Source organism: Mycobacteroides sp. CBMA 271 (assembly GCF_009729205.1).
GTDB lineage: Bacteria > Actinomycetota > Actinomycetes > Mycobacteriales > Mycobacteriaceae > Mycobacterium.
Genome location: NZ_VTHB01000005.1, coordinates 249,991 through 276,721 on the forward strand (window position 1 = coordinate 249,991; position 26,731 = coordinate 276,721).

A 26,731-nucleotide genomic window follows, 5' to 3' on the forward strand; every position below is an offset into this window, starting at 1 on the left:
ATGAATGATGAAGGTATTCGACTCCAGAAAGTGTTGTCGCAAGCGGGAATTGCGTCACGCCGAGTGGCCGAACGAATGATCTACGAAGGCCGCGTCGAGGTGGACGGCAAGATTGTCACCGAGCAGGGCAAACGGATCGATCCGGCCGTCAACGTCGTCCACGTCGACGGCGTACGCGTGGTGATGAACTCCGAGCTGGTGTATCTAGCCCTCAACAAGCCCCTCGGCATGCTCTCGACCATGTCGGACGACCTCGGCCGCCCGTGCATCGGGAAGTTGATTGAGGATCGCGTCCGGCACAATCAGGGCGTCCGCAACGTGGGGCGCCTCGACGCCGAGACCGTGGGCCTGATCCTGCTCACCAACGACGGGGAGCTGACCCATCGACTCATGCACCCGTCGTACGAGGTGCCTAAGACGTACGTCGCAACCGTGTCAGGCACCACGCCACGCAGCCTCGGCAAGCAACTGCGTGACGGCGTGACTCTCGATGACGGACCAGCGAAGGTAGACGATTTCAAGTTTGTCGGCACCGGCGACGGCAAGACCATGATCGAGCTGACCCTGCACGAGGGACGCAACCGCATCGTGCGGCGCATGCTCGACGCCGTGGGTCATCCGGTTGTGGAGTTGGTACGCATCAAGATTGGCGACGTGATGTTGGGCAATCAGCGCCCCGGTAGCCTTCGCGCCCTTGGCCGCGATGAGATCGGCTCGCTCCACAAGGCGGTCGGGTTGTGACACGGATCGTGGTGGCCATTGACGGGCCATCCGGCACCGGTAAGTCATCGGTGGCCAAGGAACTCGCCCGGCAACTCGGCGCCGCGTATCTGGACACCGGCGCGATGTACCGGATCGCCACACTTTGGGTACTGCGCGCCGGGGTTGATCTCGCCGACCCGGATGCCATCGCGACGGTTACCGAACACGTCCCGATGACGGTCGGTTCGGACCCAGATGATCGGACCTCACTGCTTGCCGGAGAAGATGTTTCGATTCCCATCCGCGGTGCGGAGGTGACCGGCGCGGTCTCTGCGGTCTCGGCGGTGCCCGCCGTGCGCGAGCGTCTGGTGCAGCGGCAGCGCGAGCTGGCTGAGGGCACCGACGCGGTAGTGGTCGAGGGTCGCGATATCGGCACCGTCGTGCTGCCCGGTGCCGATGTGAAGATCTATCTCACCGCGTCGGCACCGGCACGCGCGCAGCGGCGCAACGCGCAAAATGGCGGCGGCGCTGACGAATACGAGCGAGTGCTCGCCGACGTACAGCGCCGCGACCACTTGGACTCCACACGAGCAGTGTCTCCGTTGCATCCGGCAGAGGATGCGGTGGAAGTGGACACCAGCGAGATGACACAAGAACAGGTCGTGGCCCACCTGCTAGACCTGGTGCGTACTAGGGCAGGGGCATCACGATGACCGATGGCACATGGATCGATGAAAGTGAGTGGGAATTCACCGAACTCGATGGAGCTGAAGGCGATGAGGAATCTGGAGAGCCGGAGGCGCCACCCGCGGTGGTGGCCGTGGTCGGCCGACCCAACGTCGGCAAGTCGACGTTGGTGAACCGGATCATCGGGCGGCGCGAGGCCGTCGTCCAGGACGTTCCCGGGGTGACCCGCGACCGCATCTCCTATCCCGCCGAGTGGCTCGATCGCCGGTTCACGGTGCAGGACACCGGAGGATGGGAGGCCGACGCAACAGGCCTGCAGCAGCTCGTCGCCGAGCAGGCACGGCACGCGATGGCGACCGCCGACTTGATCATCCTGGTGGTCGATGCCACGGTGGGGGCAACCTCCACGGACGAGGATGCGGCCAGGCTTCTGCGCCGCTCCGGCAAACCAGTCTTCTTGGCAGCCAACAAGGTTGATAGCGACCGCGCAGAGGCCGACGCCGCGGCACTGTGGTCGCTGGGACTGGGGGAGCCCTTCCCGATCAGCGCCATGCACGGTCGCGGTGTGGCGGACCTACTTGACCGTGTGGTTGCCGATATGCCCGACGTTTCCGGTCGAGGATCGGGCGAGGCCGGCCCGCGCCGTGTGGCACTGGTCGGAAAACCCAACGTGGGCAAGAGCTCTCTGCTCAATCGGCTGTCCGGGGACCAGCGGGCCGTGGTCCATGACACCGCCGGAACAACCGTCGATCCAGTGGACACCCTGATCGAACTCGACGGCAAGACATGGCGTTTCGTCGACACAGCCGGTCTGCGCCGGAAGGTGGGACAGGCCTCCGGTCACGAGTATTACGCGTCGCTGCGGACTCATGGCGCCATTGAATCCGCCGAAGTGGCGATCGTCCTCCTGGATGCATCCCAGCCCATCAGCGAGCAGGACCAGCGGGTGCTGACGATGGTCATCGAGACCGGTCGCGCATTGGTGCTCGTGTTCAATAAATGGGACCTGGTGGACGAGGACCGCCTCGACCTCCTTGAACGTGAAGTAGACCTTCAGCTTTCGCAGCTCAAATGGGCGCAGCGCGTGAATATCTCAGCCAAGAGCGGTCGCGCGGTTCAGAAGCTGGTGCCGGCCCTCGAGGCTGCGCTGCAATCTTGGGACAAGCGGATTTCCACCGGTCAACTCAATACCTGGGTGAAGGAAGTGGTTGCCGCCACACCGCCACCGGTACGTGGAGGTAGGCAGCCGAAGGTGTTGTTCGTGACACAGGCCACCTCCCGGCCGCCCACCTTCGTGCTATTTACCACCGGTTTCCTCGAAGCGGGGTATCGACGATTCCTCGAGCGCAGGTTGCGCGAAAGCTTCGGCTTTGACGGAACTCCCATCCGGGTCAACGTCCGCGTGCGCGAAAAGCGTGGACCCAAACGCTAACTGCCGGCGAGATAGCAACGGGCACAAGCAAAAAGACCACACGCACATTGCCCTCTCAAGCTCCGTTCACCCAATATTCGCACTCATGTTGAGATCTACCCGATCCGAATCGCCCATTTTTTCGGTTTGCCGACCTAAGCTGGCTACACCGTCTACCATCCTGCGGCGGTACTAAAACCACCTATCGAAGGGCGCAACACAGTGGCGGACACACTTTCCTCAGGCCAGAAGCTGGATGCCGGTCAGAGCCTCACGTCGAACAGCGGCGCGTACTCCCTGACTCTGCAGGATGACGGCAACCTGGTGTTGATTGACGGCGGCGAGGCCGTATGGGCAGCCGGCACTGGCGGGAATGCCGCGGGCCGTGCAGAGGTACAGAGCGACGGCAACTTCGTCGTCTACGACAACGGTGGCGGCGCGCTGTGGAGCAGCGGCACCGAGGGCAAGTCGGACGTGAAGCTCGTTCTTCAGGATGACCGCAACCTGGTGCTGTACTCGGGCGCGGACTCCGTGTGGTCCTCTGGCACCCAGACCGACACCCCGGCCGCTCCGGCAGCCGAGACGATCGAGGTTGCTCCCGCGGCTGTCGAGGAGCCGGCGCCCGCGCCGGAGCCCCGGACCTACACCGTCGAGTCGGGTGACACCCTGTGGGCCATCTCCGAGCGCTTCTACGGCGACGGCAACCAGTACCAGAAGATCGCCGACGCGAGCGGCATCGCAAACCCGGATCTCATCCAGCCGGGACAGGTACTGACCATCCCGGAGTAACTACTCCGGTCTCAGTAACTCAGTAAGCAGCATTGCCTCATCGGCCCCGTCGGGTTAATCCCTGGCGGGGCCGATGTCTTTTCTACTCCCGCAGGTAGCCGTCGGGATGGTGAAACCAATTGACACGCGGCGTGCGCATCGGATCGACATGCTCGGGCGGGATCCACCATGTTCTGCCGTCAGTGCCGCGCACGGCCCGCCAGTGGTGCCCCTCGGTGCCCAGTAGCTGGTGATGTGCTTCGCATCCGAACGTGAGGTCGTCGATGTCGGTGCTTCCGCCGACCGCCCATTCGTTCATGTGGTGCACCTGGCAGTGGCACGCCGGTCGATCACACCCCGGATACGTGCAGCCACGGTCCTTGGCGGCCAACACGATTCGCTGGTCTTCGGTGGCTATCCGTTTAGCGCGCCCGAGGTGAAGGGCACGGCCGCCACCATCGAAAATCGCCAGGTAGTGATGGGCGTGGCTAGCCATCCGGATGACATCGGCCAACGGCAACAGTGAGCCTCCGCCGGTCACCGCCACTCCCGCGCCCTCTTCTAACTCCCGCAGTGTCGTGGTGATTACCACCGTCACCGGCAGACCGCGATGACGTCCGAGCTCACCCGAAGCCAGTGCAGACCGGAAGACCGCCTTGAGGGCGTCGTGCCGACGCTGAGCAACCGATCGCGCATCTCGCGCTACCGCAGCTTCATCGGGATCAGAATCCACACAAGCGGTTTCGTCATCGGGATGACAAGCGCCGGGCGCGGCGTACTTCGCGAAGATCGCGTCGAGATACGAGCGCAACTCGGGATCGAGATCGAATGACCCGGGCGTCATGAGGTCGGCACCTTGGTGCCCCAGGCGGAATCCTCGACGCCGGGCGCGGTCGACATCATCGGTGAGGCCGCCGTCGGGATCGAGGTAGGCCAGGAGCCGATCGGCGGCCTTGCGGAGCTCATCGGGCCGGAGCGTCCCCGCCAGCTGCGCCAGCTGACCCTCAGCCGCCACCCGGGTCAGCACATCGATTGCGCGGGGGAGGCGATCCCAGAACTGGCGGATCACAGCAATGTGGTCGCCTCCGGCGATACCGGCCCGCTGAGCGGCGGCAGTGCCGGCGAGCACCGGCTCGATCGGCTCGCCGCTGAGAGCGGCGCGCGGAGCCAATTCCGTGGCGTCCCGGACGCGCCGGCGTGCGTCAGACCGGGTGATCCGCAGCGTGTCCGCGAGGACATCCGCGACACTGGCACCGCCGAACTGGCCCGGAACATACTCGGCTACAAGCTCATTGACGACGCCATGGGTCGCCGCGGGGATGCGGCGCACGAGCGCTTCCACATCACGAAGAATGACCAGGCGGTCGCACTGCGTCAGCGTCTGAGCATCAAGATCCGACAGCGCATCGATGGCAGAAGTCAGCCCCGAAAGAATCTGACCTGCATCGATGTCCACTACCGAACTCATGTTCGAATGATAGGACGGCACTCCGACAAGTAACGACCAAATGTTGCAAATGATTCTGTTGCGACACAAGTGATTCCAGGGAATCGGCGGCGACGGTCGTCATCCGAGTTCAGGATCCGACCAGACCTACGGTAGGCTTCCGTCTGCTGTGCAACGACGGCAGCGGGCTGTGGCGCAGCTTGGTAGCGCACTTGACTGGGGGTCAAGTGGTCGCAGGTTCAAATCCTGTCAGCCCGACAACAAAGGCCACCTGGAAACAGGTGGTCTTTCGCGTTCAACGATTCGTGAAGGTCGGCGCACGGCGCTGCAAGGCCGCACCCACCCCTTCCACCACATCGTCGGTGAGGGAGCAGAGCACCTGGGTGCGCACTTCGGTACGCATATGCTCGCGGAGCTCAGCCACGCCGATTGCCGCGTTGAGCAGTTCCTTGGTTTGGGAAACTCCGAACGGAGCGTTGCTTGCGATCTGCCCGGCCAGTGCAATCGCCGCATCGATATCGGCGCCGTCCTCGACGACGTGACTGACGAGACCCAGTTCGAGCGCACGTTGTGCATCGAAGGATGTAGCGGTGTAAAGGATTTCGGCGGCATTGGCGAATCCGATCAGCCGCGGCAGCCACCAGGAGGCGCCCATGTCGCCTCCCGAGAAGCCGCGGCGCGTGAACACCGGCCCGAATTGAGCCGTGGTGTCCGCGACACGGATATCGGCCATTGCGGCCAGAGCCAACCCGGCACCGACAGCGTGCCCGTGCACTGCCGCTATCACCGGCTGTGGGATCTCACGAACGGCCAGGAAGACGTCGGCGACGCACGACAGATCGTGATACCTGCCCTGAACCACCCCGCGATCACCACCCGAATCAAGTCCGGCCAGCAGATCCATGCCTGTGCAGAAGGCCCGGCCAGCGCCCGTAAGCACCACCGCGCGGCACACCTCATCCACCGCCAGCGAGCGAAATGCACTCAGCATTTGAGCCGCCCCCGCCGGACTCAGCGCATTGAGTTTCTCCGGCCGATTCAAGGTCAGAATGGTCACCGCGCCACGCTGCTCGACGAGCACTGGGGGATCGGGAGATGTCATGCCACCGCATCCGTTCCGGTCAGGCCGTCGTAGGTGGACAACAGCAGCGCTCGCGCGGCATGCCAGCGCCGATCAACGGTGAGTTCCAGACCGGGCAACCGCCGCAAGGCAAGACCGCGCGTGGTCGCGAACGCAATATCGAAGAGTGTGCGCCCGACCTCATCTCGCGCAAGAGCGGGCAGCATCTCGGCAATGAGTTCCGCGAACTGCCGATCCAGCGCGCGGCCGAGGTCTTCGATCGGTCCGCGCAGATCTGCGTCCGAATGCGCCACGGCCCACAGCTCGGCGGCCGCCCGAAAGACGGGACCGCAATGCAGCTCCCATGATCGGTCCAACAAGGCCTCGACCCGTCGGCGCTCATCGCGATGCCGGGTACGGACCTGCTCATGGGCCTCGGCGACCAACCGCTCCGCGAGATGACCCACAGCCTGCACAACGAGATCCACTCGACCAGGGAAGTAATGCTGTTGCGCGCCTTGCGAGACACCAGCGCGCGCGGCGACCTTGCGAGTAGTCAGGGCGGCATATCCCTCCTCGACCAAGCATTCAATGGCCGCATCCAGCAGCGCCTGTCGAGTAGCTTCCCGCCGATCAGCCTGCGCGCGCCGCTGCGTCGGTGCCACGGTCCTGCCTGACATGGTCCGACCGTAGCACATTTGCAAGTCAGTCGACTGGTAAATGTGCACTTGCCGCAGAGCCGGGCGCGCGGCGCCGAAGTGCTGGTGCGCGCGGTGAGCAAGCCATATCTGAAGTTATTGCGCCAGAGCAGGGTTCGAGGCATGCAACGGGTCCTCGTTGTCACTCAACTCGCCCAGACCGGCTGTCCAACGATGGACGAGGACGAACAGCAGCTACGTGACCTGCTCGCGAAGCAGGTGAAACGTGCCTTCCCGCGCACCTGCAGGGCAGTGTGCACCGCGGACAACTGGAGCGACCACGCAGCCGTGCTCAACCACGAGCAACTCGAGCAGCTCTACCAGGATCAGGTCACCTTTCCGACGTGTGACCATGACCGCCAACCTCGGCAAATATTTAGACACGCCGCAAACTGGGCGTTGGCACTTCCGGCCCGGTCCGTGAGACCGTATCTCTCACTATGGACAGCAAGGCTGATGACCCCCGGTACCTCTCGTACGAGGAATTCGGCAGGGCGTTCTTTGAGATTGCCGTCAGCGAAGACCGGGTAAAGGCTGCGGTCGCGTCGATCGCCGGCGAGCCGTTCGAGGTCGGCCCCATGGCTCAGGGGCCCGGCAAGATCGCGAAGGTCACCGCGAAGGTCCAGATCCAGGAGCCGATCGTGACCCGCAACGACGGCGACATCATCACCTTCGACATTCAGGTGCCGCTGTCCATCGACCTGCTGATCGACTTGAAACTCGACAAGAGCCGATTCAAGGTCGCGGGCAACATCAACCTCAAGGCCACCGCGCGCGCCGCCGCACCGCTGCAGCTGATCATCGATGTCGCACCCCCTGGACCCTCGGACATCACGGTCGACGTGGCCTCGACCACCATCCGCGGGGAACTGCTGCGCATCCTCGCGGGTGTCGACCAGCTGATCAGCCGTTTCATCGCCAAGTACGTGGCCAACGAGGTCGACAATCCGCGCGCCATGGCGGCACGCACCATCGACGTCGCACACCGGCTCGATTCGGCCTGGACCGGCGTTTAATCAACCCCTTAGACTTTGCGAGGCCCGGGAACCCGTCACGGCAGGGGAGTCTGGCGCCTCGGTCTACCGAGCTAGACCCGCTTACCTGGGGTTAATAATTTACCTTTGACTTATATAAGCACATACTTCTAACATCGAGCACGTGCATGCCTTCGACATCCTCGGAGACCCGGTGCGCCGACGCATTCTCGAGCTGATTGACATGGGGGAGATGCCCTCGGGTGCCATCACCGACGTGATCCGCGCCGAATTCGCGATTAGCCAACCGGCAGTATCGCAGCATCTAAAGGTACTGCGCGACAATGGGTTTGCTACGGTCCGCAGCGAGGGGGCGCGCCGCCTGTACAGCGTGGACACCACTCCACTGCGCGAGGTTGACCGTTGGTTGGACACGTTTCGCCGCCACTGGACTCCACACCTGGATGCACTGGCCACCGAAATCGCCCGCGGCAAGCGGCAACGCCGCGTCGCTACAACACCCAAGGAGAGCAGCCCGTGATCGACGTTCAGCACCAGCTCAACGCCGTCCGCCGCACCGTCGGCACCAAGACATTCGAGGCCCGCGAGGCACGTGTCATCACGGTCAGTCAGACCTACGACACCGATGCCACCGATCTCTGGGACGCCTGTACCAACGTCGAGCGCATCCCACGATGGTTCCTGCCGATCACCGGCGATCTGCGCCTGGGCGGACATTATTCGTTGGAAGGCAACGCATCCGGGACGGTGCTGACGTGCGACGCGCCACGTTCCTTCGCGGCGACATGGGAGTGCGGCGGCATGAGCTGGATCGAGGTCACCATCACCCCCGAGCAGAACGACCGGGCCACCTTCACCCTGGAACACATCTCCGACATCAGCGACGATGACGAGCACTGGCTGCAGTTCGGCCCCGGCGCCGTGGGAGTGGGGTGGGATTCTGGGCTTCTCGGCCTCGCGGGATACCTCGCGTCACCAGACGATCGCATCACTCCCGAAGAGGGCGCAGCCTGGGCGGCTGGCGATGAGGGCCGCGCGTTCATGGTCGGCTCCAGCGAGCGGTGGTACGAGGCCGCGATCGCCTCCGGCATGGATCCAGCGCAGGCCCGCAGCATGGCCGACCGCACGACCCAGGCCTACACCGCGGGCTGACGTGGCGCGCACCACAGCGGACGCTACTATCGGCCCATGACCACATCGGCAGTGTCGCCGGATGTTCCTGGATTTGGACGCGTCACCCAAATTGACTGGGTGACTGACGATCTCGATGCCACGGAGCGCATGCTCAGCGCAGCCTTCGGGGCCAAGAAGTGGACGTGAATTCCAGAAGTGCACTTTGGTCCAGACATCTGCACCTATCGCGGCGCACCGGCCGATTTCACCGCGACCATCGCACTGAGCTATCTCGATGACATGCAACTCGAGCAGATCCAGCCGGTCCACGGGACAAGCATTTACACGGAGTTCCTGGAACGCAGTGCCGCAGGTTTACATCACGTGTGCATGGAACCACCCTCCCTCGATACGGCCGTTGCCGACGCCACGGCGCAGGGCACACAGGTGATCCAGGACGGAGGGATGCCCGGCGGCATGCGCTTTGCCTATCTGTCGGCACCCGAGGCCGCCCTGCCTCACATGGAATTGGCCTTTGTCCCGCCCGAGATCCGGGCCTTCTACAACTACGTCAAGAGCGAGCAGGCATGACATCAGCGATACCGGAAACCGTAGCGGTCCAAGACATTACTGAATGGTCGGATGACATCGATGTTCTCGTCATTGGCTTTGGCATGGGAGGCGGGTGCGCCGCCGTCTCAGCCGCCGAAGCCGGAGCTCGGGTGCTGGTCCTGGAACGTGCCGCCGTCGCGGGCGGCACCACCGCGATGGCGGGTGGACATTTCTACCTCGGCGGCGGCACCGCGGTGCAGGAGGCGACCGGACACGCCGACAGTGCCGATGAAATGTACAAGTACCTCATGGCGGTATCTCCCGATCCCGACCCCGAAAAAATCCGGCTGTACTGCGACGGAAGCGTCGAGCACTTCAATTGGCTTGAAGCACTGGGATTTCAATTCGAGCGCAGCTTCTACCCAGAGAAGGCCGTCATCCAGCCCAACACCGAAGGGCTGATGTTCACGGGTAACGAGCTGGTCTGGCCCTACCGTGACGAGGCGATCCCCGCGCCCCGCGGACACAAGGTTCCCCGACCGGGCGATACCGGTGGCGCGGGCATGGTGGTGGAACTGCTCGCCCAACGTGCCGGCGAGCTGGGCGTCCCCATCCACTACGAGACCGGCGCCACCGCGCTCATCCTCGACGCGGGCGGCGCCGTCGTGGGTGCGACGTGGAAGCATTTCTCCGAAACCGGTGCGATACGGGCGAAGTCGGTGATCATCGCGGCGGGTGGATTCGTGATGAACCCCGCGATGGTGGCCGAATACACCCCCAAGCTCGCCGAGAAACCCTTCGTCCTCGGCAGCACCTATGACGACGGGCTCGGCATCAGGCTCGGGGTGTCCGCGGGCGCCGACACCCGAAACATGCATCAGATCTTCGTAACCGCACCGGTTTACCCGCCGTCGGGTCTGCTGACCGGAATCATCGTCAACAAGAACGGGCAGCGATTCGTCGCCGAGGACTCCTACCACTCGCGGACCTCCGGGTTTGTGATGGACCAGCCCGACAACACCGCGTATCTGATCGTGGACTCCGAGCACATGGATCGCCCGACTCTGCCGTTAACGCCGTTTATCGACGGCTGGGAGACCGTCTCGGAAATGGAAGAGGCCTTGGGTATCCCGGCCGGCAATCTCGAGGAGACGCTGCAGCACTACAACGAGCACGCCGCTAGGGGAGAGGACCCCGACTTCCACAAGCACCCGAAATACCTTGCCTCGCAAGGAACCGGGCCCTGGGGTGCGTTCGACCTCACCCTGGGCAAAGCGATATACGCGGGCTTCACGCTCGGCGGGCTCCGCACGGATGCCGACGGATGCGTGCTCAACGAATCCGGGCAGCACGTGCCCGGCCTCTACGCAGCAGGCGCGAGCGCATCGAACATCGCCCAGGACGGCAAGGGCTACAGCAGCGGTACGCGACTCGGCGAAGCCTCCTTCTTTGGCCGACGTGCCGGAAATCATGCGTCTCAGCGAGTATCTGCCCCATGAGCCAGCGCTGTGCGCTACGTCACAAAAATGCATCAAATGCCCACGCGGCGGGATAGCTCATCAAAGCCCATTACCCCTTCGCCTAGGCTGTCAGCAACGGAAAGGTGACTCCCATGGCGGAGGTCTATACCCGCAACGGCAACCGGCCCGCACCGGCGCGCAAGATCCGCAAGCTGGCCAACGTCGCACTAAACATCGATGGCACCGTCGGACACATCGAGTCCATGGCGGTCGAAGTGCACGATCTCACCGACCGGGTCGGGGGCATGCTCGATCACCTCGATTCAAGTCTGGAACGCCTGGACGACTCCCTCGACTCGCTAAACCTCACGTTGAACAACCTGGCCGAAACCACCTCGACCCTGGCCAGCACGATGACGAGCCTTGAGACCCTCATCGACGTCGTCGATCCGCTGATTCGCGTGCTCAAGGTCGCGCTGTACCCGACGAAGATCGTGCTGGATTTCGCCGACGAACAGATCGCCAGGGCCCGGCGCGCGCAGCGTTGAGCCTTTCGCTCCACGGGTAAGACGATCCTTCTTCGCTGGTCATCGCTCGCCACATCTACCGTTCGATTAACATACATACCGGCTTGTCGGTAAAGTCGGACCACGTAGATGCCGCAGTACGGACGAAGGGAGTCGCGGTGAGCGATGCAGCAGACCCGCCCCGGCGGCCCCGGAAACTCGATCCGGTGTCTGCCGATGTTCAGTTCGATCGGCTCGCTGCGACGGCCAGCCAACTCCTCAAGGCCGGTACCCGAATCCTGAGCCAGCGGCCCACCGAGCGCGACCTGCGCCAGGTGGTAGCCAAGGAGATGCGGCGTTCATTCGCCGAGCTGGGGCCCGCCTACGTGAAGTTCGGGCAGCTCATCGCCTCGTCTCCAGGCATGTTCCCCGAAGACCTTTCCGCCGAGTTCCGATCGCTACTCGATCAGGTGCCACCCGCGAATCCGCGGACCATCCGGTCAATGCTCACCGAGGAACTCGGTGCACCACCCGAAGAGGTGTTCGGCACATTTGACGCCGTCCCCTTCGCATCGGCGTCAATCGCCCAGGTGCACAAGGCAACGCTGAAGGACGGTACCGCAGTTGTCGTCAAGATCCAGCGCCCGGCGATCCGTACCCGACTCGCGGCCGATCTACAGATCCTCAAGCAAATCGCCCGCGGTCTCGAACTCACCGAGATGGGCCGGATGTCCAACATCTATGAGGTGATGGAGGATTTCGAGGCCAACCTCGCTGAAGAACTCGACTTCACCCTGGAAGCCGAAGCCATGCGGGACTGGACAGTGGGCCTCGCGGACTCCAAGTATGCAACGAAAGTGCGTGTACCCCAGATCCATTCGGATCTATCCACCGACAAGGTGCTCACCATGGAATATGTGGAGGGCATCCGGATCGACAACGCGGACGAGATCCGCGCGGCCGGATTCGACGGTCCCACGGTGGTCAAGACGCTCATGCTGACCCTGTTCGACTCGGCCTTCGCCGCCGGCACCTTCCACGGCGATCTACACGCCGGAAACCTGATGGTGGATCCGGAGGGGCGGATCGTATTCCTGGACTTCGGAATCGTGGGCCGGCTCGATGAGCGGACCCGCAAAACGCTGCGGGAGTTGATTGGCGCCCTCATCATCGAACCCGATGACGAAGCGGCGGCACGGACGTTGATCAAGCTGGGTGCCATCGACCCCGGCGCCGATCCCGCCAAGGTTGCCGAGTCGCTGCGCAGGGTGACCCGCCCCATGGGCACGTCACTGAACAAGATCTCCTACGGCACGATCGGCCGGCAGCTCACCGCGCTGGGGCGCGAGCACGACGCCATCCTGCCCAAGGAGTTCATCCTGGTGGGCAAGCAGCTGCTTTACGTCGAGCGCTACACCAAACTGCTTGCCCCGGAATGGCAGCCGGTGGGAGACCCCGAGATCCTCACCTACTTCGGCACCCTGATATCGGAGTACCAGCAGGCCCGCGACGACATCAACAATGAGGTCGCAGAATGACACGGACCGCTGGAAGTCCCGCGCAGTCGGCGGCCCGCAATCACCGTGGGGAGCGACGCACCCAAGAGGAGCGCAGCGCGGCCATGCGCAGTCGGCTGCTGGACGCCACGGTGGACTGCCTGGTGAAGTACGGATACGCCGGCACGACCACCACCCGGGTCGCACAACGTGCCGGCGTCACCCGCGGGGCGCTGGTGCACCATTTCCAGTCGAAATCCGAGCTACTGGGAGAATCGGTGCGGCACTTGGCGTTCAAACAAGGCCAAGGGATCCTCTCCGAACTGATCGCACTGGACCGGGAAAGCGACGCCGACTTCGTCAGTCGCTGCCTAGACGCACTGTGGCGGATGCACCAGGGATCGATGTTCATCGCCACCATGGAGTTGTGGATCGCCGCGCGCACCGATCCCGAGCTCTCCGCCCAGATGGATCAGTTCGAATTCATTGTGATGCAGCAATTCTCGACATTGGGCCAGTCGATAAGCCAGACCGAAGAGGAGCTGCGTGTCATCCGCAACACCACGCTGACCGCGATGGATGCCGTACGCGGAATTCTGGTCAACAGCATGACCGCACCGCAGGAGGTGCGGGATCAGCGCTGGGCACGTGCCAAGGCGATGCTACTGACCATCGTGGAATCACCGACGGTGGGCGCACCGCTCGACTCTGCGCTACGCACTATCGACACCGAAAGCTCAGCCCTTCTGATTAGGCCCCAGCCTCCCGTGCCGCCGTTTCCTCAAGACGCGACTGCTCGGCCTGTATGACCATGTTCCCGAAGTAGCCGATAAAAGAAGGGTCCGAGAGCAGCGCCCAGTCGGGTGCCAGCAGCTTCATGTAGCGCTCCACGTACAACAACTGCTTGGCGATGAGCACCAGCTCACGCGGGAGCCGCACGTCGTACTCCTTGGCCATGATGGCCAGTTGCTTACCGAGCTGGCCGTACGAGATCGCCGAAAGCTTGGACTGCTGGAGGGGATTGGTGAAATCAGAGATTGTCTTGGCGGCTGTCGTGGAGTCGACCGCCTTAGCCCGATCTCCGATGGCGCCGAGCTTGTAGATACCCCTACTCACTGCCGCGTGATCGTTCTTCACGAACAGGTCCACCATGATCTCGGTGAAGATCTTGCGGCTGCGTTCATCGATGCGCCCGACAATCCCGAAGTCCAGGAATACGATTCGCCCGTTGGAGTCCACCAACAGGTTGCCGGCATGAAGGTCACCGTGAAAGAGCCCCTTGTGAAATCCCGTCTCGAATAGCGAATAGACGATGGCCTTGACCAGTCCCACCCCGTCGAACCCCGCGGCGGCAAGCTCACCGACGTTGTCGATCCGGATACCTTCGACGTATTCCATCGTGAGCACGCGTTCGGTGGTGTACTCCCAGAAAACCTTGGGAACGCGCACCTTATCGCCGTACTCGGTGTCGGCCAGGCTCGCGATCCACTGCTCCATGGCGTGCCCCTCGGCCGCGAAATCCAGCTCCTCGTTGAGGTTTTGCTCGAAGTCTTCAACGATCTCGGGCGCATTGCTCGCGCGCCCCAGATCTGTCTTGACGATCATGCGGGCAAGGCGCCCAATGATCCGGACATCTGCGGCCAGCCTGGTGCGGATCTTCGGGCGCTGAATCTTCACCACCACCCGATCACCCGACTTGAGTGTCGCGCGGTGCACCTGAGCGATCGACGCCGAAGCAAACGGTTCGTCTTCGAATGTCGCGAATATCGTTGCCGGATCGGCACCTAACTGTTCCCGAACGGTCTGACGAATCAGCTCGGAGGATGCCGGTGGCACCCGATCGAGCAGCGTGCGGAACTCGTTGGAGAGCGTCTCCGGGAAGACGCCGGGGGAGGAGGCAATGAGCTGCCCCAGCTTCACGTACGTCGGCCCCATCAGTGCGAACGTCCGGCGTAGTTCATGTGCCGCGCGCACCTCCAGCGAGCGTCCACGCCGCGGTTTCACCGCGAGGCGTGCGCCGGAGCCGATCAGCCGGGTGACCGTGAGACCGAACCGCCTGGCTTCCACCCGAAGTGGAGGCGGATGCAACGTGGCCTTCGGGCGGGTGATCTCAATATCGATCGCCCCGCTGGCAGGAGTCGAATTCACCGCCGCCGAGGGGGATTCCGCGGTAGATTCCGAAGCGGGCCGTTGCCTCCCGTTCTCGAACGGTCCGGCAGCGAGGGGCGCCGCGTCACTGCTCACGCCCTCGGGGGTCGTCATGAGCGCCACTGTAATACATACGAGCACAGTTGTATGTAATGCATCGTGAGCTACTGCCCGGTAGCAAGGGAATCGGACGCAGACACCCACAGATCTGTCGGTATCCGACCGCCGTACACCTGCAATTAGTGTTCTCGCGGGGCGAGATCTGCGATAAATGCATCTTACATACACGAGGGTATGTATGTTACGTTCGGAACCGTTGGTTCACACATTGACTGATCCACAGACCATTCCATCGACTGCCCTATCAACAGAGGAGTTCTTCGCCCATGTCCGAGCTGCACTCCAGCATTGATCTCCCGTACAGCATCGACAAGCTCTGGTCCGTGTTGCCGGACCTCAACAAATACGACGAGTGGATGACCATCCACACCGGATTCAAGGGCGATGTCCCCGCAGTAGAAGACATCAAGGTCGGCACCAAGTTCTCCGAGATCGTCACCCTGATGGGCATGGCCAACACCGTCGAGTGGACGGTCCAGGACTTCACCCCGGCCGACGAGGTGCTATCCACCAAGAAGGGCACATTCAAGCTGGGCGGCACGGGGATGGCCGGCGTCGAGGCCGTCATCGCCTCGAGCGTGGAGGAGATCGACGCCGACAACACCACGGTCAATGTCGACGCCTCGTTTACCGGACAGATGCTCACCGGAGCCATCGGCACCGCCATCGACAAGGCCGTGCAGGCAGAGCTCGAAGACTCCGTCACCCGCCTCAAGGAATTGCTAGCCAAAGAGCTCGGCTAGCCGAAATACTCGGCGCCGTATCACTTTCAAGCGAGAAAGCAGGACACATGCTCGACTGGTCACCCATAGACCTCGCGGTGCGTGACGCCGTTCGCCAGTTCATCGACAAAGAGGTAAGACCTCATGTCGATGCCTTGGAGTCCGGCGAGATGGAGCCGTACACCATCATCCGGAAGATGTTCGCCACCTTCGGCATCGATGCTCTCGCCAAGGAAGCGATGCAAAAGCAGATCGAGAAGAAGAAGACCCGCGAGGCCGCACTCGCCGCTGGCGAAACCCCGGAGGAATCCAAGAAGGGCGACGGCGGCGGGGGCGCGATGGGCCTCGCCGGCGGGTCGGCGGGCATGGGGTTCGTGCTCACCAGCGAAATCTCGCGCGTCTGTATGGGTTTGGTGACGGGCATGGGGGTGAGCATGGGACTGACCGTGCCGACCATCGCCTCCCGTGGTACCGCCGCACAAATGGAGCGCTGGCTGCCCGAGCTGGTCACCTACGAGAAGGTGGGCGCGTGGGCCATCACCGAACCCGACTCCGGTTCTGACGCATTCGGCGGCATGAAGACCTACGTAACGCGCGACGGCGAGGACTACATCCTCAACGGGCAGAAGACCTTCATCACCAACGGACCCGATGCCGATGTGATCGTCGTGTACGCCAAGTTGGACGAGAAGGACCCGTCCGTCGACAAGCGGGACCGTAAGGTGCTGACCTTCGTTCTAGACAAGGGCATGGACGGCTTTGTGCAGTCAAAACCGTTCCGCAAGATGGGTATTCATAGCTCCCGCACCGGAGAGTTGTTCTTCGAGAACGTACGCCTGAGCAAGGACCGCCTACTCGGGGAGACCGAGACCAATGAGCAGGGTGACGGTCGGGACAGCGCACGTGCCAACTTCTCAATGGAACGCATCGGTGTCGCCGCGTTGGCCCTCGGCGTCGTCGAGGAATGCCTACGTCTGTCGGTGGATTACGCCAAAACGCGCACCTTGTGGGGCAAGGAGATTGCCCAGTTCCAGCTCATCCAGCTCAAGCTGGCCAAGATGGAAGTCGCCAGACTCAACATCCGGAACATGCTGTTCCACGCGATCGAAAGCCTGTCCGAGGACAAGACTCCGTCACTTTCGGAGGCCTCGGCCATCAAGTTGTACTGCTCGGAGGCCGCCACCGACGTCGCGATGGACGCCGTGCAGCTCTTCGGCGGCAACGGCTATATGACCGAGTACCGCGTGGAACAGCTGGCGCGCGACGCCAAGTCGCTCATGATCTACGCCGGCAGCAACGAGGTTCAGATCACGCATATCGCCAAGGGGTTGCTAGCCGGATAAACCACGGCCTAGGGAACTGCTGGACCTCGCATTTTCTGGAGGTCCAGCAGTTCTGCGCAAACGCCACCTAACCGCTCGGTCATATTGCTAGAGATCCGCCGTCCCCCTGCCGCCCCGCGAGCGACTCCCGAAGGTGACATAGGGCACATACTGCCGCGCTATGTGACACGTGAGCCATAGACCCGGCCGTGCCCATCATGTTACCGTTCGGTCAATTCGAGTGAAGAATGTCACTCTTGCTCGCTTTTTCAGTGTTGAGAGGCGGTTTCAATGACGGCGGTCCATGAACCTCAGGGCATCGAGATACGCGCAAGAGATGTCACGTTCGACCTGAGTGACACCCCGTTGCACTGGATCCCCGGTCAACCCGTTGCGTCCAATACCCTCAGTGCGCTGCACATCATGGTTCCCGAAGGGGAAAGATGGTTTTGCGAGGTATTTGCTGAGGCACTGCCTTATGTCAAGGACGAGAAGCTCGCTCGTGAGATGCGCGGCTTCATCGGGCAGGAAGCCATGCACGCGGAGGTTCATGACCGGGCCGTGGGCGAGTTCTTAGAGGCCCATGGCATCAGCACCGGCCCGTACTTGCGTCAGGCTGAATACTTGTTTCGCAAGGTGCTGGCGCCGAGGCAATCTCGGTCCGCACGGGTGCGCCACAGCGACCTGGTCCAGAGGCTATGGCTCATCGCCGCCATCGAGCACTACACAGCTGTGCTCGGGGACTTCGCCCTTAACGCCACCTGGACCGAGCACGGTGCGGACCCGACCATGACCGACGTCTTGAGATGGCATGGCGCGGAGGAAATGGAACACCGCAGTGTGGCCCACGATGTCGCGAACTACTTCAGCACAAGTTACTTTCAGCGAAGCCGCGCCATGGTGCTCGCGATGTTAGGGCTGGCCGTATTGGTCCTGCGCGGCGCGTTCCTCATCATGCGCGAGGATCCAACAGTTCACTACTCCCGTTCCCGGATATGGCTCCAGTACTTCAGGAGTGCACACCGCGGGCTCTTGCCCAAGCTCAGGTGGCTGGTTACCTCGACGCTCGGCTACTTCCGGCCCAGCTTCCATCCCGATGAGATCGGCTCCACTGCTCAAGCAGTCGCGTACTTGGCATCCTCGCCGGGTGCACGGAGCGCGGCGTTGTGAGCACGAGCACCACATCGAAACGATCGGCTAAGTCCTACTTCTTACCGCTGGACGCCGAGATCACTAAGGTGCCACCGACGCTGCGCGGCAAGTACTCCCGCGATCCACTGCTGGTCGTCGTTGGCGGGGTGGTCGAGGCATCCTTCAGCCTCTTCGCACGACTGACGCGGGTCACCAAGCCCATCGAGGTCAACCGGGTACAGACCCTGCGAGTCGCCCGCCGAGAGGTCGTCGCCCATGACGAGAACGTTGTCGCCCTGACCTTGACCGCTCCGGAAGGCGGTGAGCTCGAACCGTGGACGGCCGGGGCACATCTGGATCTCCTCCTGGATTCCGGCCGCATGCGGGAGTACTCCCTCTGCGGGGATCCTGCCGTGCGCGACAGCTATCGGATTGCCGTCCGCCGAGTGCCCGACGGTGGTGGGGGTTCGATCGAGGTGCACGACACCCTGCATGTCGGGGCACTCATCCGGGTAAAAGGGCCGAGAAACGGCTTACCGATGGCCGTGCCTGGCCACGGGTCGCCCGCACAGCGCCTTCGCTTCGTTGCCGGAGGTATCGGTATCACCCCGATTTTGCCGATGCTCATGACCGCTGAACGACTCGGCCTGGATTGGTCGATGGTCTATACCGGGCGCAGTCGAGACTCGATTCCATTCCTGGATGAGCTCCGGACCTTCGGCGAGAAGATCACCGTACGCACCGACGACGAACATGGATTGCCGTCAGCCACAGACCTTCTCGGGGACATCCCCGGCGCCACCGCGGTCTATTGCTGCGGCCCCACCCCCATGCTCGAGCTGCTCCGCACAGCACTGATCGACCGTCCCGACGTGGAACTGCACTATGAAAGGTTCTCGGCGCCGCCCGTCGTGGACGGCGCGCCCTTCACGGTCGTCCTGGCCCGCAGTGGCGAGCGGGTCAATGTATCGGCAGGGGAGAGTGCCTTGGCTGCGATCCTGCGGCACAATCCGCAAGCGCCGTACTCGTGCGCACAGGGCTTCTGCGGGACGTGTGAAGTGAGGGTCACCGGTGGTGCCGTTGAGCACCGCGACACCTTGCTCACCGGACCCGAACGCGACACGGGCAGCATGCTGCCCTGCGTATCGCGTTGTGCTGACCGCTCCGGAACTGGAGAGCTCGTCATCGACCTGTGATCGCCGAGCGCCCGCTCACGGAGAGGACAGCCCACCGCACCGCGTACCGTGTGCATGTGCGCAAGTCGAACACCGCCTCACGGTTCACCGGGAAGTTCTGGAAACTACTCGGGGCCACCACCGACAAGAACCAGAGCCAGTCGCTGGACCTCGTGGAAGCCTCGAAGAAGTACGACGAGAAGGCCAAAGACCTCACCGACGAACAGCTCACCAAGGCGGCCAAGAAGCTCGACCTTGCCGAGGGCATCGAGTCCAAGGACATCGGCCAGTTTCTCGCGATCGTGCGGGAGGCCGCCGAGCGGACCATCGAAGAGCGGCCATTCGACGTTCAGCTGCTGGGGGCGCTGCGGATGCTTGACGGCGATGTCATCGAGATGGCCACCGGCGAGGGTAAGACCCTTACCGGCGCGATCACCGCCGCGGGATACGCGTTGGGCGGGCGCAGCGTGCACGTCATCTCCGTCAATGACTATCTGGCCCGACGCGACGCCGAATGGATGGGGCCATTCCTGGAGCGGATGGGTTTGACGGTCGGCTGGATCACCGAGGAATCCACGGCCGAAGAGCGTCGCAAGGCGTACGCCAGCGATGTCACCTACGGTTCGGTCAACGAAATCGGTTTCGACGTGCTGCGCGACCAGTTGGCCATCGACGTGGACGCCCTGGTCTCACCGAGCCCCGATGTCGCGGTGGTCGACGAAGCCGACTCGGTGCTGGTCGACGAGGCATTGGTGCCGCTGGTGCTGGCCGGCACGAGCCATCGGGAAGCCCCGAGTTCCGAGGTCATCGAGGCGGTACGCGACCTGATCGCGGGCGAAGACTATGAAGCCGATAACGACCGCCGCAACATCTTCCTTACCGACGTCGGCGCCACGAAGCTTGAGAAGCAGCTGGGGAACATCGACCTGTATTCCGAGCATCACGTCGGGACCACCCTCACCGAAGTCAACGTGGCCCTGCACGCACACGTGCTCCTCGAACGCGATGTGCACTACATCGTGCGCGACGGGGCTGTGCATCTGATCAACTCCTCACGCGGTCGCATCGCGACGCTGCAACGCTGGCCCGATGGCCTGCAGGCGGCGGTCGAGGCCAAGGAGGGCATCGAAACCACCGACACCGGTGAGGTTCTCGACACCATCACCGTGCAGGCCCTCATCAACAGGTACCCACGTGTCTGCGGGATGACGGGTACTGCGCTGGCGGCCGGTGAGCAGCTACGGCAGTTCTACAAGCTTGGCGTCTCGCCGATCCCGCCGAACACCCCAAACATCCGCGAGGACCAGCCCGACCGCGTGTTCATCACCGAGGCGAGCAAGAACGACGCCATCGTCGCGCATATCGCCGAGATCCACGCCACCGGCCAGCCGGTACTGGTGGGCACTCACGATGTCGCCGAATCCGAGGCGCTGCACCACCGTTTGGTGCGCTCAGGTGTCCCCGCCGTCGTATTGAACGCCAAGAACGATGCCGAGGAAGCCCGCGTCATCGCCGAGGCCGGAGCGCGGGGCGCCGTCACGGTTTCCACACAGATGGCCGGGCGCGGTACCGATATCCGCCTGGGCGGCTCCGACGAATCCGACTACGACGCCGTCGTGGAGGTGGGCGGGTTGCACGTCGTCGGTACGGGGCGACATCGCACCGAGCGGCTCGACAACCAGCTGCGCGGACGTTCGGGACGCCAGGGCGACCCCGGGTCGTCGGTCTTCTTCTCCAGCTGGGAGGACGAGGTCGTTGTGGCGCACCTGGATTCGGCCAAACTACCCACCGAAACCGACGAGGACGGCGGGATCGTCAGCACCAAGGCAGGCGGTCTCATCGACCACGCCCAGCGCATCGCCGAGGGCGCGATGCTCGATCTGCACGCCAACACATGGCGGTACAACCAGCTGATCGCCCAGCAGCGCGCCATCATCTCCGACCGCCGCGAGACCCTGCTGCGCACCGACACCGCGCGCAAGGAGCTGCAGGAGCGCTCGGCGGAACGCTATGAGGAGCTGGCCGGGGAACTCTCCGACGAGCGGCTCGAACGTATTTCGCGGCAGATCATGCTGTACCACCTCGACCGCGGCTGGGCCGACAACCTGGCCTACCTGTCCGACGTGCGCGAGAGCATTCATCTGCGGGCGCTCGGACGGCAGAATCCCATCGACGAGTTCCACCGGTTGGCCGTCGACGCATTCGCGTCGCTGGCTGCCGACGCGGTGGAAGCAGCGCAGCAGACCTTCGAAACCGCGAATCTGGTTGACGAGGAACAGGGATTGGATCTCTCAAAGCTCGCGCGGCCGACCTCGACGTGGACGTACATGATCCACGACGATCCGCGCAAGAACGACAGCCTCTCGATCTTGAACCTGCCGGGCGTCTTCAGCTGACGACAGGCTCGTAATTTACGCGGGGTATCGCTCCGCGGATATGAGAGGCTGGCCGGATGGGTGCCGATGAGCCGCTAACGCGACGAGCGTCAGAAGGCAGGGAACCGTCAACCGGTGATGAGCCTGTCGGGCGCGACACGTCGGACCGAGACGACCGGATTCTGACGGTCCCGAACGTGCTCAGCGTCATTCGGCTGGCGTTCATCCCGCTGTTTCTCTATCTCGTGTTGGTGACCCACTCGGACGGTTGGGCCATCGCCATCCTGATGCTTAGTGGCTTCACCGACTGGGCCGATGGCAAGATCGCGCGACTGATGAACCAGTCGTCGCATCTCGGAACGCTGTTGGACCCCGCGGCCGACAGGCTGTATATGGTGACGACCCCGATCGCGTTCGCGATCCGCGACATCGTGCCGTGGTGGATCGTGCTGACGCTGCTGGCCCGCGACCTGATTCTCACGCTCGGGCTGCCCATCGTGCGCAGCCGCGGAATCGAGGCGCTCCCGGTCATCTACCTCGGCAAAGCCGCTACCTTCGCGTTGATGTCCGCCTTCCCGCTGATCCTCATCGGCGAATGGGATTCGTTGTGGGGCAGGGTGATCGGACCGTGCGGGTGGGCGTTCCTCATCTGGGGGCTGGGTATCTATCTGTGGACGTTCGTGCTGTACATCGCGCAGATCGTCATGATCGTCCGGCAACTGCCGAAGGTAAGCACCTGATGGCCGATGAGCCGCTTGCGCGAAGAGGATCAGGCGCGGCCGCGGACCCCATACACGGCAACGGACCACACCTCATGGGAGGTTTCGAGCCCGACGAGGGTTTGGGCCACCACACTGCTAACCGACCGAAACGCAATCCGGTGCCCTCCCTTCTGCGCACCCTGCTCTCCGATCACCTGGATGCCGGGTACACCGAAGCCGCCGCTGCCCGGGAACACGGAGCCAGACCACGCTCACGATGGGCCGAATGGGGTTGGCAGGCAATCGCTGCCATCGCCATCGCCGCGGTGTTCGCGGTCGCCGTAGCTCAAACCACTCGGATCGCACCCGGGGTCAAGCAGGAGAAGCAGGGGCTGCTGGCGAGCATCCGCAGCACGCAGCGCGATTCAGGAGAGCTGGAGTCCACGCGTGACGGACTGTCGGCCGAGGTGGCCGGCGCTAGGCGTAGCCAACTGGAAGGCAATGAGCAGGGTAAGGACCTGCTGAATCGATTGGACCAGTTGGGCCTTGCGGCGGCGACCACCGAGGTAAGTGGACCCGCACTCATTGTCACACTGGCCGACCCGGGCAGCACCGGCGACCTGTCGGACGTCTCCAAGGAGCGCATCCCGCGCAGCCAGCAGGTCATCCTGGACCGCGACATGCAGCTCGTGGTGAATTCGTTGTGGACCAGTGGCGCGGAGGCGGTTTCGGTCTCGGACATACGCATTGGCCCGAATGTGACGATGCGCCAGGCGGGGGGAGCGATCCTGGTGGACAACCAGCCCATCAGCTCGCCGTACCGGATCGTGGCCATCGGTCCGGCCAACACCATGAAGTCCTCCTTCGAGCGCAGTCCGGGCATCGCGCGGATGCGGTTGTTGCAGAAGTCCTACGGCATACGGCTCACGCTGGCGACCGAAGAGAACGTGCACATGGCTCCGGCAGTCAACCGGGACGTCAAGTACGCCAAAGAAATTCCGGCCGGTAGTCGATGATTCAGATGATTCTGAGCGGAACGTGATGTGGAGAGGAAGTAGACGATGATCGGCATAGTCGCGCTCGCGATCGGCGTGGTTCTGGGGCTGGTGTTTCACCCGAACGTGCCCGACGCCGTCGCCCCGTACTTGCCTATCGCGGTGGTGGCCGCGCTCGACGCGCTGTTCGGCGGCGCCCGCGCCTACCTGGACCAAATTTTCGATTCGAAGGTCTTCGTGGTGTCCTTCGTGTTCAACGTGCTGGTGGCGGCCCTGATCGTGTTCGTGGGCGACCAGCTTGGGGTCGGCACACAGCTGTCAACAGCCATCATTGTCGTTCTCGGCATTCGCATCTTCGGAAACGCTGCCGCCTTGCGGCGCAGGCTGTTTGGAGCGTGAGCCCGTGAACGATGCACAACCCGAACCGCACGACCTGGATAGGGCCGCGGACAGCGCCGCGCACCCCGGCAAGCATGAGATGCCCAAGACGCGGCGGCCACCCACTCGCTCCCAGATCACCTTCGGCGTGCTGGGAGTGGCGCTGTGCGCGCTGCTAGGCCTCGCGATCACCACCCAGGTACGCCAAACCGAATCGGGTGATGGCCTCGACGCCGCGCGCCCAGCCGACCTGCTGGTGCTGCTCGACTCGCTGCAACAGCGCGACGCCACCTTGAACAAGGAGATCGCGGACCTGCAACAGAGCCTTATCACCATGCGCGCCAGCGGAACCGGCAATCAGGCAGTCATCAACGACGCCAAGGCCCGCCTGTCCGCACTGTCGATCATGGTGGGGACGGTCGGTGCCACCGGCCCGGGAGTTGTCCTGACCATCAACGACCCCGGGCAGGGCCTCGGCCCCGAGGCGCTCCTGGACATCATCAACGAACTCCGGGCGGCCGGGGCCGAGGCCATCGAGATCAAGGCGAACGACCAATCCGTGCGCATCGGGGCCGATTCGTGGGTCACCGGGGCCCCCGGACAGCTCACCGTCGATAGGATGACGCTGAGCCCTCCGTATTCGCTTCTGGCGATAGGCGATCCGCCCACTCTGGCGGCCGCGATGAACATTCCCGGCGGCGCAGTCGATACCGTCTCGCGCGTGGGCGGAAGCGTTACCATCGACCAGCCGGCGCGTGTCGACATCACCACCTTGCGAGAACCGAAACCGCGCCAATACGCTCAGCCCGGCAAGTAGCCAGAGCACGACACTTAAACTATGCAGCCCACGCAGACACTCACCGAGAGCAAGGACCACTCACCGTGACCGAAATTCCCGCCGACCTGCATTACACCGAGGAGCACGAATGGGTGCGGCGCACGGGAGACACCACCGTGCGCATCGGAATCACCGACTACGCGCAGTCACAGCTCGGTGATGTGGTGTTTGTCCAGCTGCCGGACGCCGGTTCCGATTTCACCGCGGGCTCGACATTCGGTGAGGTGGAATCCACCAAGTCGGTATCAGACCTGTTCGCGCCCATTACAGCGAAAGTCGTTGCCGCGAATGGCGAATTGGATTCCAACCCACAGCTGGTAAATTCCGATCCCTATGGTGAGGGCTGGTTGGTGGACCTCGAAGTCGCCAGCGCGGCAGATCTCGACGCCGCTCTTAACGACCTCTTAGACGCATCGGGATATGGTGACGCCACCGATTAGGAGGGCACCTGTCCTCCATGCAGTCCGATGACCGCGATTTCGGGTTGACCGCTGCCGGATACGGCAGAGGTGGCCCGTTACGGGCAGTCAGACGGTACGGTCGGAAATGAGCGGCATGAGGGTCGCGGCGAGCATCAGGCTCAGCGAGATCCGCACTGACAATCGAATCCTCCAGGGGCGAGGAAGAAGGAGCGATGGTGACCGATAACGACAAGGACGACACGTCAGGCGAGGTCACCGCGGAGACGACCTCAGTGTTCCGCGCCGATTTCGCCACCGAGCTGGAGGCGCCCGCGCAGGCCGGTAACGATGTGTCGGGTGTCGAGGGATTGCCCGCCGGGTCGGCGCTGTTGGTCGTCAAACGCGGACCCAACGCCGGATCGCGCTTTCTACTTGATCAGGCAACCACGTCGGCCGGACGGCACCCTGATAGCGACATTTTCCTCGATGACGTCACGGTAAGCCGTCGTCACGCCGAATTCCGGCTTGACAGTGACGAATTCCAGGTTGTCGATGTGGGCAGCCTCAACGGCACCTACGTCAACCGCGAGCCCGTGGATTCGGCGGTTCTCGCCAACGGCGACGAAGTACAGATCGGGAAGTTCCGTCTGGTCTTCCTCACCGGACCGAAGTCAGCCGGCGACGAGGCGGCTGCGGGGGGCCAGTGATGAGCGCCCGCGCGAAGAACCAAGGGCTGTGATGAGCGCCCGCGCGAAGAACATCGACCGGTGACAGCTCCCGACCGGCCGACTCTCACCGGAATGTCGATCGGGTCGGTACTCGACCTATTGCGTCCGGAGTTTCCGGACGTCACGATCTCGAAGATTCGATTCCTCGAATCGGAGGGACTGGTTACCCCGTCGCGCAGCGCGTCGGGGTATCGCCGGTTTTCGGCCTATGACGCCGAGCGACTCCGGTTCATCCTGACCGCGCAGCGAGATCACTACCTGCCGTTGAAGGTGATCAAGGAACAACTCGACGCGCAGCCGGACGGAGCGCTGCCCGACTTGGCGGGATTCACCGGCGGCCCTCGTCTTTTTGCCATCACTGATAGTGACAGCGCCAACAGTGTTGCCCATCAAGGAATTCCGTCCACGCGCCCCACGCGGCTAAGCCGCGAAGACCTGCTGTCACGGTCCGGCGCCGACGAAGTGCTGCTGACCTCGCTCATCAAGGCGGGGATCATCACCGCCGGCCCGGGCGGTTTCTTCGACGAATACACCGTCCTGATCGTCCAATGCGCCGCCGAGCTGGCCGACTACGGCGTCGAGCCGCGGCATCTGCGCACCTTCCGGTCGGCCGTCGACCGCGAGACCGATTTGATCGCCCAAATTGTCGGCCCAACCGTCAAAGCCAATAAGGCGGGAGCCCGCGACCGCGCCGATGACCTGATCCGGGAGGTGGCAGCGCTGTCGATCGCGCTCCACGGCGCCATGATCAAGTCCGCGGTGCGCGGCGTCCTCGATCGCTGAGGACTAGACTCGCGGTACG

27 protein-coding genes, 1 tRNA gene and 2 pseudogenes are annotated in these 26,731 nt (G+C 63.3%); 25 read left to right on the forward strand and 5 right to left on the reverse strand.

What is annotated here, in order from left to right:
* The 4 genes from FZI91_RS14965 (at position 1) to FZI91_RS14980 (ending at position 3,589) form a co-directional block, all read left to right on the forward strand.
* Positions 1-741, forward strand: coding sequence for a pseudouridine synthase (locus tag FZI91_RS14965; RefSeq protein WP_155939775.1), 741 nt, complete (start codon positions 1-3; stop codon positions 739-741).
* 8 nt (positions 742-749) lie between these two features.
* The gene (gene cmk, locus FZI91_RS14970; RefSeq protein WP_162526096.1) at positions 750-1,415 is read left to right on the forward strand and encodes a (d)CMP kinase; all 666 of its coding nucleotides are present in this window, start codon (positions 750-752) and stop codon (positions 1,413-1,415) included.
* Positions 1,412-2,821 carry a ribosome biogenesis GTPase Der gene (der, locus tag FZI91_RS14975; protein WP_155939776.1) on the forward strand — a complete coding sequence of 470 codons (1,410 nt, stop codon included), beginning with the start codon at positions 1,412-1,414 and terminating at the stop codon, positions 2,819-2,821. The genes cmk and der overlap by 4 nt, the downstream gene beginning before the upstream one ends.
* 201 nt (positions 2,822-3,022) lie before the next feature.
* Complete coding sequence (locus FZI91_RS14980) at positions 3,023-3,589, forward strand: LysM peptidoglycan-binding domain-containing protein (protein WP_162526065.1); 567 nt, start codon at positions 3,023-3,025, stop codon at positions 3,587-3,589.
* An 82-nt stretch (positions 3,590-3,671) separates the two neighbouring features.
* Here the strand turns inward: FZI91_RS14980 and FZI91_RS14985 are convergent, their stop codons facing one another.
* The gene (locus FZI91_RS14985) at positions 3,672-5,036 is read right to left on the reverse strand and encodes an HNH endonuclease signature motif containing protein (protein ID WP_155939777.1); all 1,365 of its coding nucleotides are present in this window, start codon (positions 5,034-5,036) and stop codon (positions 3,672-3,674) included.
* 163 nt (positions 5,037-5,199) lie between these two features.
* Between FZI91_RS14985 and FZI91_RS14990 the strand changes: the two genes are divergently transcribed.
* Positions 5,200-5,273: transfer RNA gene (locus tag FZI91_RS14990), tRNA-Pro, on the forward strand.
* Between the two features lie 37 nt (positions 5,274-5,310).
* Here the strand turns inward: FZI91_RS14990 and FZI91_RS14995 are convergent.
* The 3 genes from FZI91_RS14995 to FZI91_RS15005 form a co-directional block, all read right to left on the reverse strand.
* A complete protein-coding gene (locus FZI91_RS14995; RefSeq protein WP_155939778.1) occupies positions 5,311-6,117 on the reverse strand; it encodes an enoyl-CoA hydratase/isomerase family protein in 807 nt (268 codons plus the stop codon).
* A complete protein-coding gene (locus FZI91_RS15000) occupies positions 6,114-6,755 on the reverse strand; it encodes a TetR/AcrR family transcriptional regulator (RefSeq protein ID WP_162526064.1) in 642 nt (213 codons plus the stop codon). Before FZI91_RS15000 ends, FZI91_RS14995 begins: the two co-directional genes overlap by 4 nt.
* 213 nt (positions 6,756-6,968) lie before the next feature.
* Entirely contained in the window at positions 6,969-7,127 is a 159-nt protein-coding gene (locus tag FZI91_RS15005; protein ID WP_155939780.1) for a hypothetical protein, read from the reverse strand.
* Positions 7,128-7,213: 86 nt separating this feature from the next.
* Between FZI91_RS15005 and FZI91_RS15010 the strand changes: the two genes are divergently transcribed.
* The 8 genes and pseudogenes from FZI91_RS15010 to FZI91_RS15045 all read left to right on the forward strand — a co-directional run bounded on the left by FZI91_RS15010 (position 7,214) and on the right by FZI91_RS15045 (position 13,649).
* A complete protein-coding gene (locus FZI91_RS15010; RefSeq protein ID WP_155939781.1) occupies positions 7,214-7,789 on the forward strand; it encodes a hypothetical protein in 576 nt (191 codons plus the stop codon).
* 142 nt (positions 7,790-7,931) lie between these two features.
* Entirely contained in the window at positions 7,932-8,288 is a 357-nt protein-coding gene (locus tag FZI91_RS15015; RefSeq protein ID WP_162526063.1) for a helix-turn-helix transcriptional regulator, read from the forward strand.
* Entirely contained in the window at positions 8,285-8,920 is a 636-nt protein-coding gene (locus FZI91_RS15020) for an SRPBCC family protein (RefSeq protein WP_162526062.1), read from the forward strand. The genes FZI91_RS15015 and FZI91_RS15020 overlap by 4 nt, the downstream gene beginning before the upstream one ends.
* A gap of 36 nt (positions 8,921-8,956) precedes the next feature.
* A pseudogene (locus tag FZI91_RS15025) lies at positions 8,957-9,472 on the forward strand (VOC family protein).
* A complete protein-coding gene (locus FZI91_RS15030; protein WP_155939782.1) occupies positions 9,469-10,932 on the forward strand; it encodes an FAD-binding protein in 1,464 nt (487 codons plus the stop codon). Before FZI91_RS15025 ends, FZI91_RS15030 begins: the two are co-directional and overlap by 4 nt.
* A 113-nt stretch (positions 10,933-11,045) precedes the next feature.
* A complete protein-coding gene (locus FZI91_RS15035) occupies positions 11,046-11,441 on the forward strand; it encodes a hypothetical protein (RefSeq protein ID WP_155939783.1) in 396 nt (131 codons plus the stop codon).
* Positions 11,442-11,578: 137 nt separating this feature from the next.
* Entirely contained in the window at positions 11,579-12,937 is a 1,359-nt protein-coding gene (locus tag FZI91_RS15040; protein ID WP_162526061.1) for an AarF/ABC1/UbiB kinase family protein, read from the forward strand.
* Between the two features lie 83 nt (positions 12,938-13,020).
* A pseudogene (locus tag FZI91_RS15045) lies at positions 13,021-13,649 on the forward strand (TetR/AcrR family transcriptional regulator).
* Here the strand turns inward: FZI91_RS15045 and FZI91_RS15050 are convergent.
* A complete protein-coding gene (locus FZI91_RS15050; RefSeq protein WP_155939785.1) occupies positions 13,646-15,157 on the reverse strand; it encodes an AarF/ABC1/UbiB kinase family protein in 1,512 nt (503 codons plus the stop codon). The pseudogene FZI91_RS15045 and the gene FZI91_RS15050 sit on opposite strands and share 4 nt — an antisense overlap.
* Positions 15,158-15,429: 272 nt before the next feature.
* Between FZI91_RS15050 and FZI91_RS15055 the strand changes: the two genes are divergently transcribed.
* The 12 genes from FZI91_RS15055 (at position 15,430) to FZI91_RS15110 (ending at position 26,712) form a co-directional block, all read left to right on the forward strand.
* The gene (locus FZI91_RS15055) at positions 15,430-15,906 is read left to right on the forward strand and encodes an SRPBCC family protein (protein ID WP_155939786.1); all 477 of its coding nucleotides are present in this window, start codon (positions 15,430-15,432) and stop codon (positions 15,904-15,906) included.
* 47 nt (positions 15,907-15,953) lie between these two features.
* Positions 15,954-17,228, forward strand: coding sequence for an acyl-CoA dehydrogenase family protein (locus FZI91_RS15060; RefSeq protein ID WP_155939787.1), 1,275 nt, complete (start codon positions 15,954-15,956; stop codon positions 17,226-17,228).
* Between the two features lie 270 nt (positions 17,229-17,498).
* Positions 17,499-18,377 (forward strand): metal-dependent hydrolase, encoded by an 879-nt coding sequence (locus FZI91_RS15065; RefSeq protein WP_155939788.1) that lies wholly within the window; start codon positions 17,499-17,501, stop codon positions 18,375-18,377.
* The gene (locus FZI91_RS15070; RefSeq protein WP_375234362.1) at positions 18,374-19,534 is read left to right on the forward strand and encodes a PDR/VanB family oxidoreductase; all 1,161 of its coding nucleotides are present in this window, start codon (positions 18,374-18,376) and stop codon (positions 19,532-19,534) included. Before FZI91_RS15065 ends, FZI91_RS15070 begins: the two co-directional genes overlap by 4 nt.
* 50 nt (positions 19,535-19,584) lie before the next feature.
* A complete protein-coding gene (secA2, locus tag FZI91_RS15075) occupies positions 19,585-21,909 on the forward strand; it encodes an accessory Sec system translocase SecA2 (RefSeq protein WP_162526095.1) in 2,325 nt (774 codons plus the stop codon).
* A 161-nt stretch (positions 21,910-22,070) separates the two neighbouring features.
* Complete coding sequence (locus tag FZI91_RS15080; protein WP_155940107.1) at positions 22,071-22,628, forward strand: CDP-alcohol phosphatidyltransferase family protein; 558 nt, start codon at positions 22,071-22,073, stop codon at positions 22,626-22,628.
* Entirely contained in the window at positions 22,628-23,605 is a 978-nt protein-coding gene (locus FZI91_RS15085) for a DUF881 domain-containing protein (RefSeq protein WP_155939789.1), read from the forward strand. The genes FZI91_RS15080 and FZI91_RS15085 overlap by 1 nt, the downstream gene beginning before the upstream one ends.
* Positions 23,606-23,650: 45 nt before the next feature.
* The gene (locus tag FZI91_RS15090) at positions 23,651-23,983 is read left to right on the forward strand and encodes a small basic family protein (RefSeq protein ID WP_005058551.1); all 333 of its coding nucleotides are present in this window, start codon (positions 23,651-23,653) and stop codon (positions 23,981-23,983) included.
* Positions 23,984-24,062: 79 nt separating this feature from the next.
* Positions 24,063-24,779, forward strand: coding sequence for a DUF881 domain-containing protein (locus FZI91_RS15095; protein ID WP_239001765.1), 717 nt, complete (start codon positions 24,063-24,065; stop codon positions 24,777-24,779).
* 65 nt (positions 24,780-24,844) lie between these two features.
* Positions 24,845-25,240: a glycine cleavage system protein GcvH gene (gene gcvH / locus FZI91_RS15100; protein WP_162526060.1), complete on the forward strand. Its 396-nt coding sequence runs from the start codon at positions 24,845-24,847 to the stop codon at positions 25,238-25,240.
* Between the two features lie 194 nt (positions 25,241-25,434).
* Positions 25,435-25,908, forward strand: coding sequence for a glycogen accumulation regulator GarA (gene garA, locus FZI91_RS15105; RefSeq protein ID WP_155939790.1), 474 nt, complete (start codon positions 25,435-25,437; stop codon positions 25,906-25,908).
* A 60-nt stretch (positions 25,909-25,968) separates the two neighbouring features.
* A complete protein-coding gene (locus tag FZI91_RS15110; protein ID WP_162526059.1) occupies positions 25,969-26,712 on the forward strand; it encodes a MerR family transcriptional regulator in 744 nt (247 codons plus the stop codon).
* The last annotated feature ends 19 nt before the right edge of the window (positions 26,713-26,731 follow it).

Excerpts from the sequence above, each read along its gene's own strand:
- FZI91_RS14965 (WP_155939775.1), top strand. The coding sequence starts at position 1 with ATGAATGATGAAGGTATTCGACTCCAGAAAGTGTTGTCGCAAGCGGGA.
- der (WP_155939776.1), top strand. The coding sequence starts at position 1,412 with ATGACCGATGGCACATGGATCGATGAAAGTGAGTGGGAATTCACCGAA.
- FZI91_RS14985 (WP_155939777.1), bottom strand. The coding sequence starts at position 5,036 with ATGAGTTCGGTAGTGGACATCGATGCAGGTCAGATTCTTTCGGGGCTG.
- FZI91_RS14995 (WP_155939778.1), bottom strand. The coding sequence starts at position 6,117 with ATGACATCTCCCGATCCCCCAGTGCTCGTCGAGCAGCGTGGCGCGGTG.
- FZI91_RS15000 (WP_162526064.1), bottom strand. The coding sequence starts at position 6,755 with ATGTCAGGCAGGACCGTGGCACCGACGCAGCGGCGCGCGCAGGCTGAT.
- FZI91_RS15005 (WP_155939780.1), bottom strand. The coding sequence starts at position 7,127 with ATGGTCACACGTCGGAAAGGTGACCTGATCCTGGTAGAGCTGCTCGAG.
- FZI91_RS15010 (WP_155939781.1), top strand. The coding sequence starts at position 7,214 with ATGGACAGCAAGGCTGATGACCCCCGGTACCTCTCGTACGAGGAATTC.
- FZI91_RS15030 (WP_155939782.1), top strand. The coding sequence starts at position 9,469 with ATGACATCAGCGATACCGGAAACCGTAGCGGTCCAAGACATTACTGAA.
- FZI91_RS15035 (WP_155939783.1), top strand. The coding sequence starts at position 11,046 with ATGGCGGAGGTCTATACCCGCAACGGCAACCGGCCCGCACCGGCGCGC.
- FZI91_RS15050 (WP_155939785.1), bottom strand. The coding sequence starts at position 15,157 with ATGACGACCCCCGAGGGCGTGAGCAGTGACGCGGCGCCCCTCGCTGCC.
- FZI91_RS15055 (WP_155939786.1), top strand. The coding sequence starts at position 15,430 with ATGTCCGAGCTGCACTCCAGCATTGATCTCCCGTACAGCATCGACAAG.
- FZI91_RS15060 (WP_155939787.1), top strand. The coding sequence starts at position 15,954 with ATGCTCGACTGGTCACCCATAGACCTCGCGGTGCGTGACGCCGTTCGC.
- FZI91_RS15065 (WP_155939788.1), top strand. The coding sequence starts at position 17,499 with ATGACGGCGGTCCATGAACCTCAGGGCATCGAGATACGCGCAAGAGAT.
- FZI91_RS15085 (WP_155939789.1), top strand. The coding sequence starts at position 22,628 with ATGGCCGATGAGCCGCTTGCGCGAAGAGGATCAGGCGCGGCCGCGGAC.
- FZI91_RS15090 (WP_005058551.1), top strand. The coding sequence starts at position 23,651 with ATGATCGGCATAGTCGCGCTCGCGATCGGCGTGGTTCTGGGGCTGGTG.
- FZI91_RS15095 (WP_239001765.1), top strand. The coding sequence starts at position 24,063 with ATGCCCAAGACGCGGCGGCCACCCACTCGCTCCCAGATCACCTTCGGC.
- garA (WP_155939790.1), top strand. The coding sequence starts at position 25,435 with ATGGTGACCGATAACGACAAGGACGACACGTCAGGCGAGGTCACCGCG.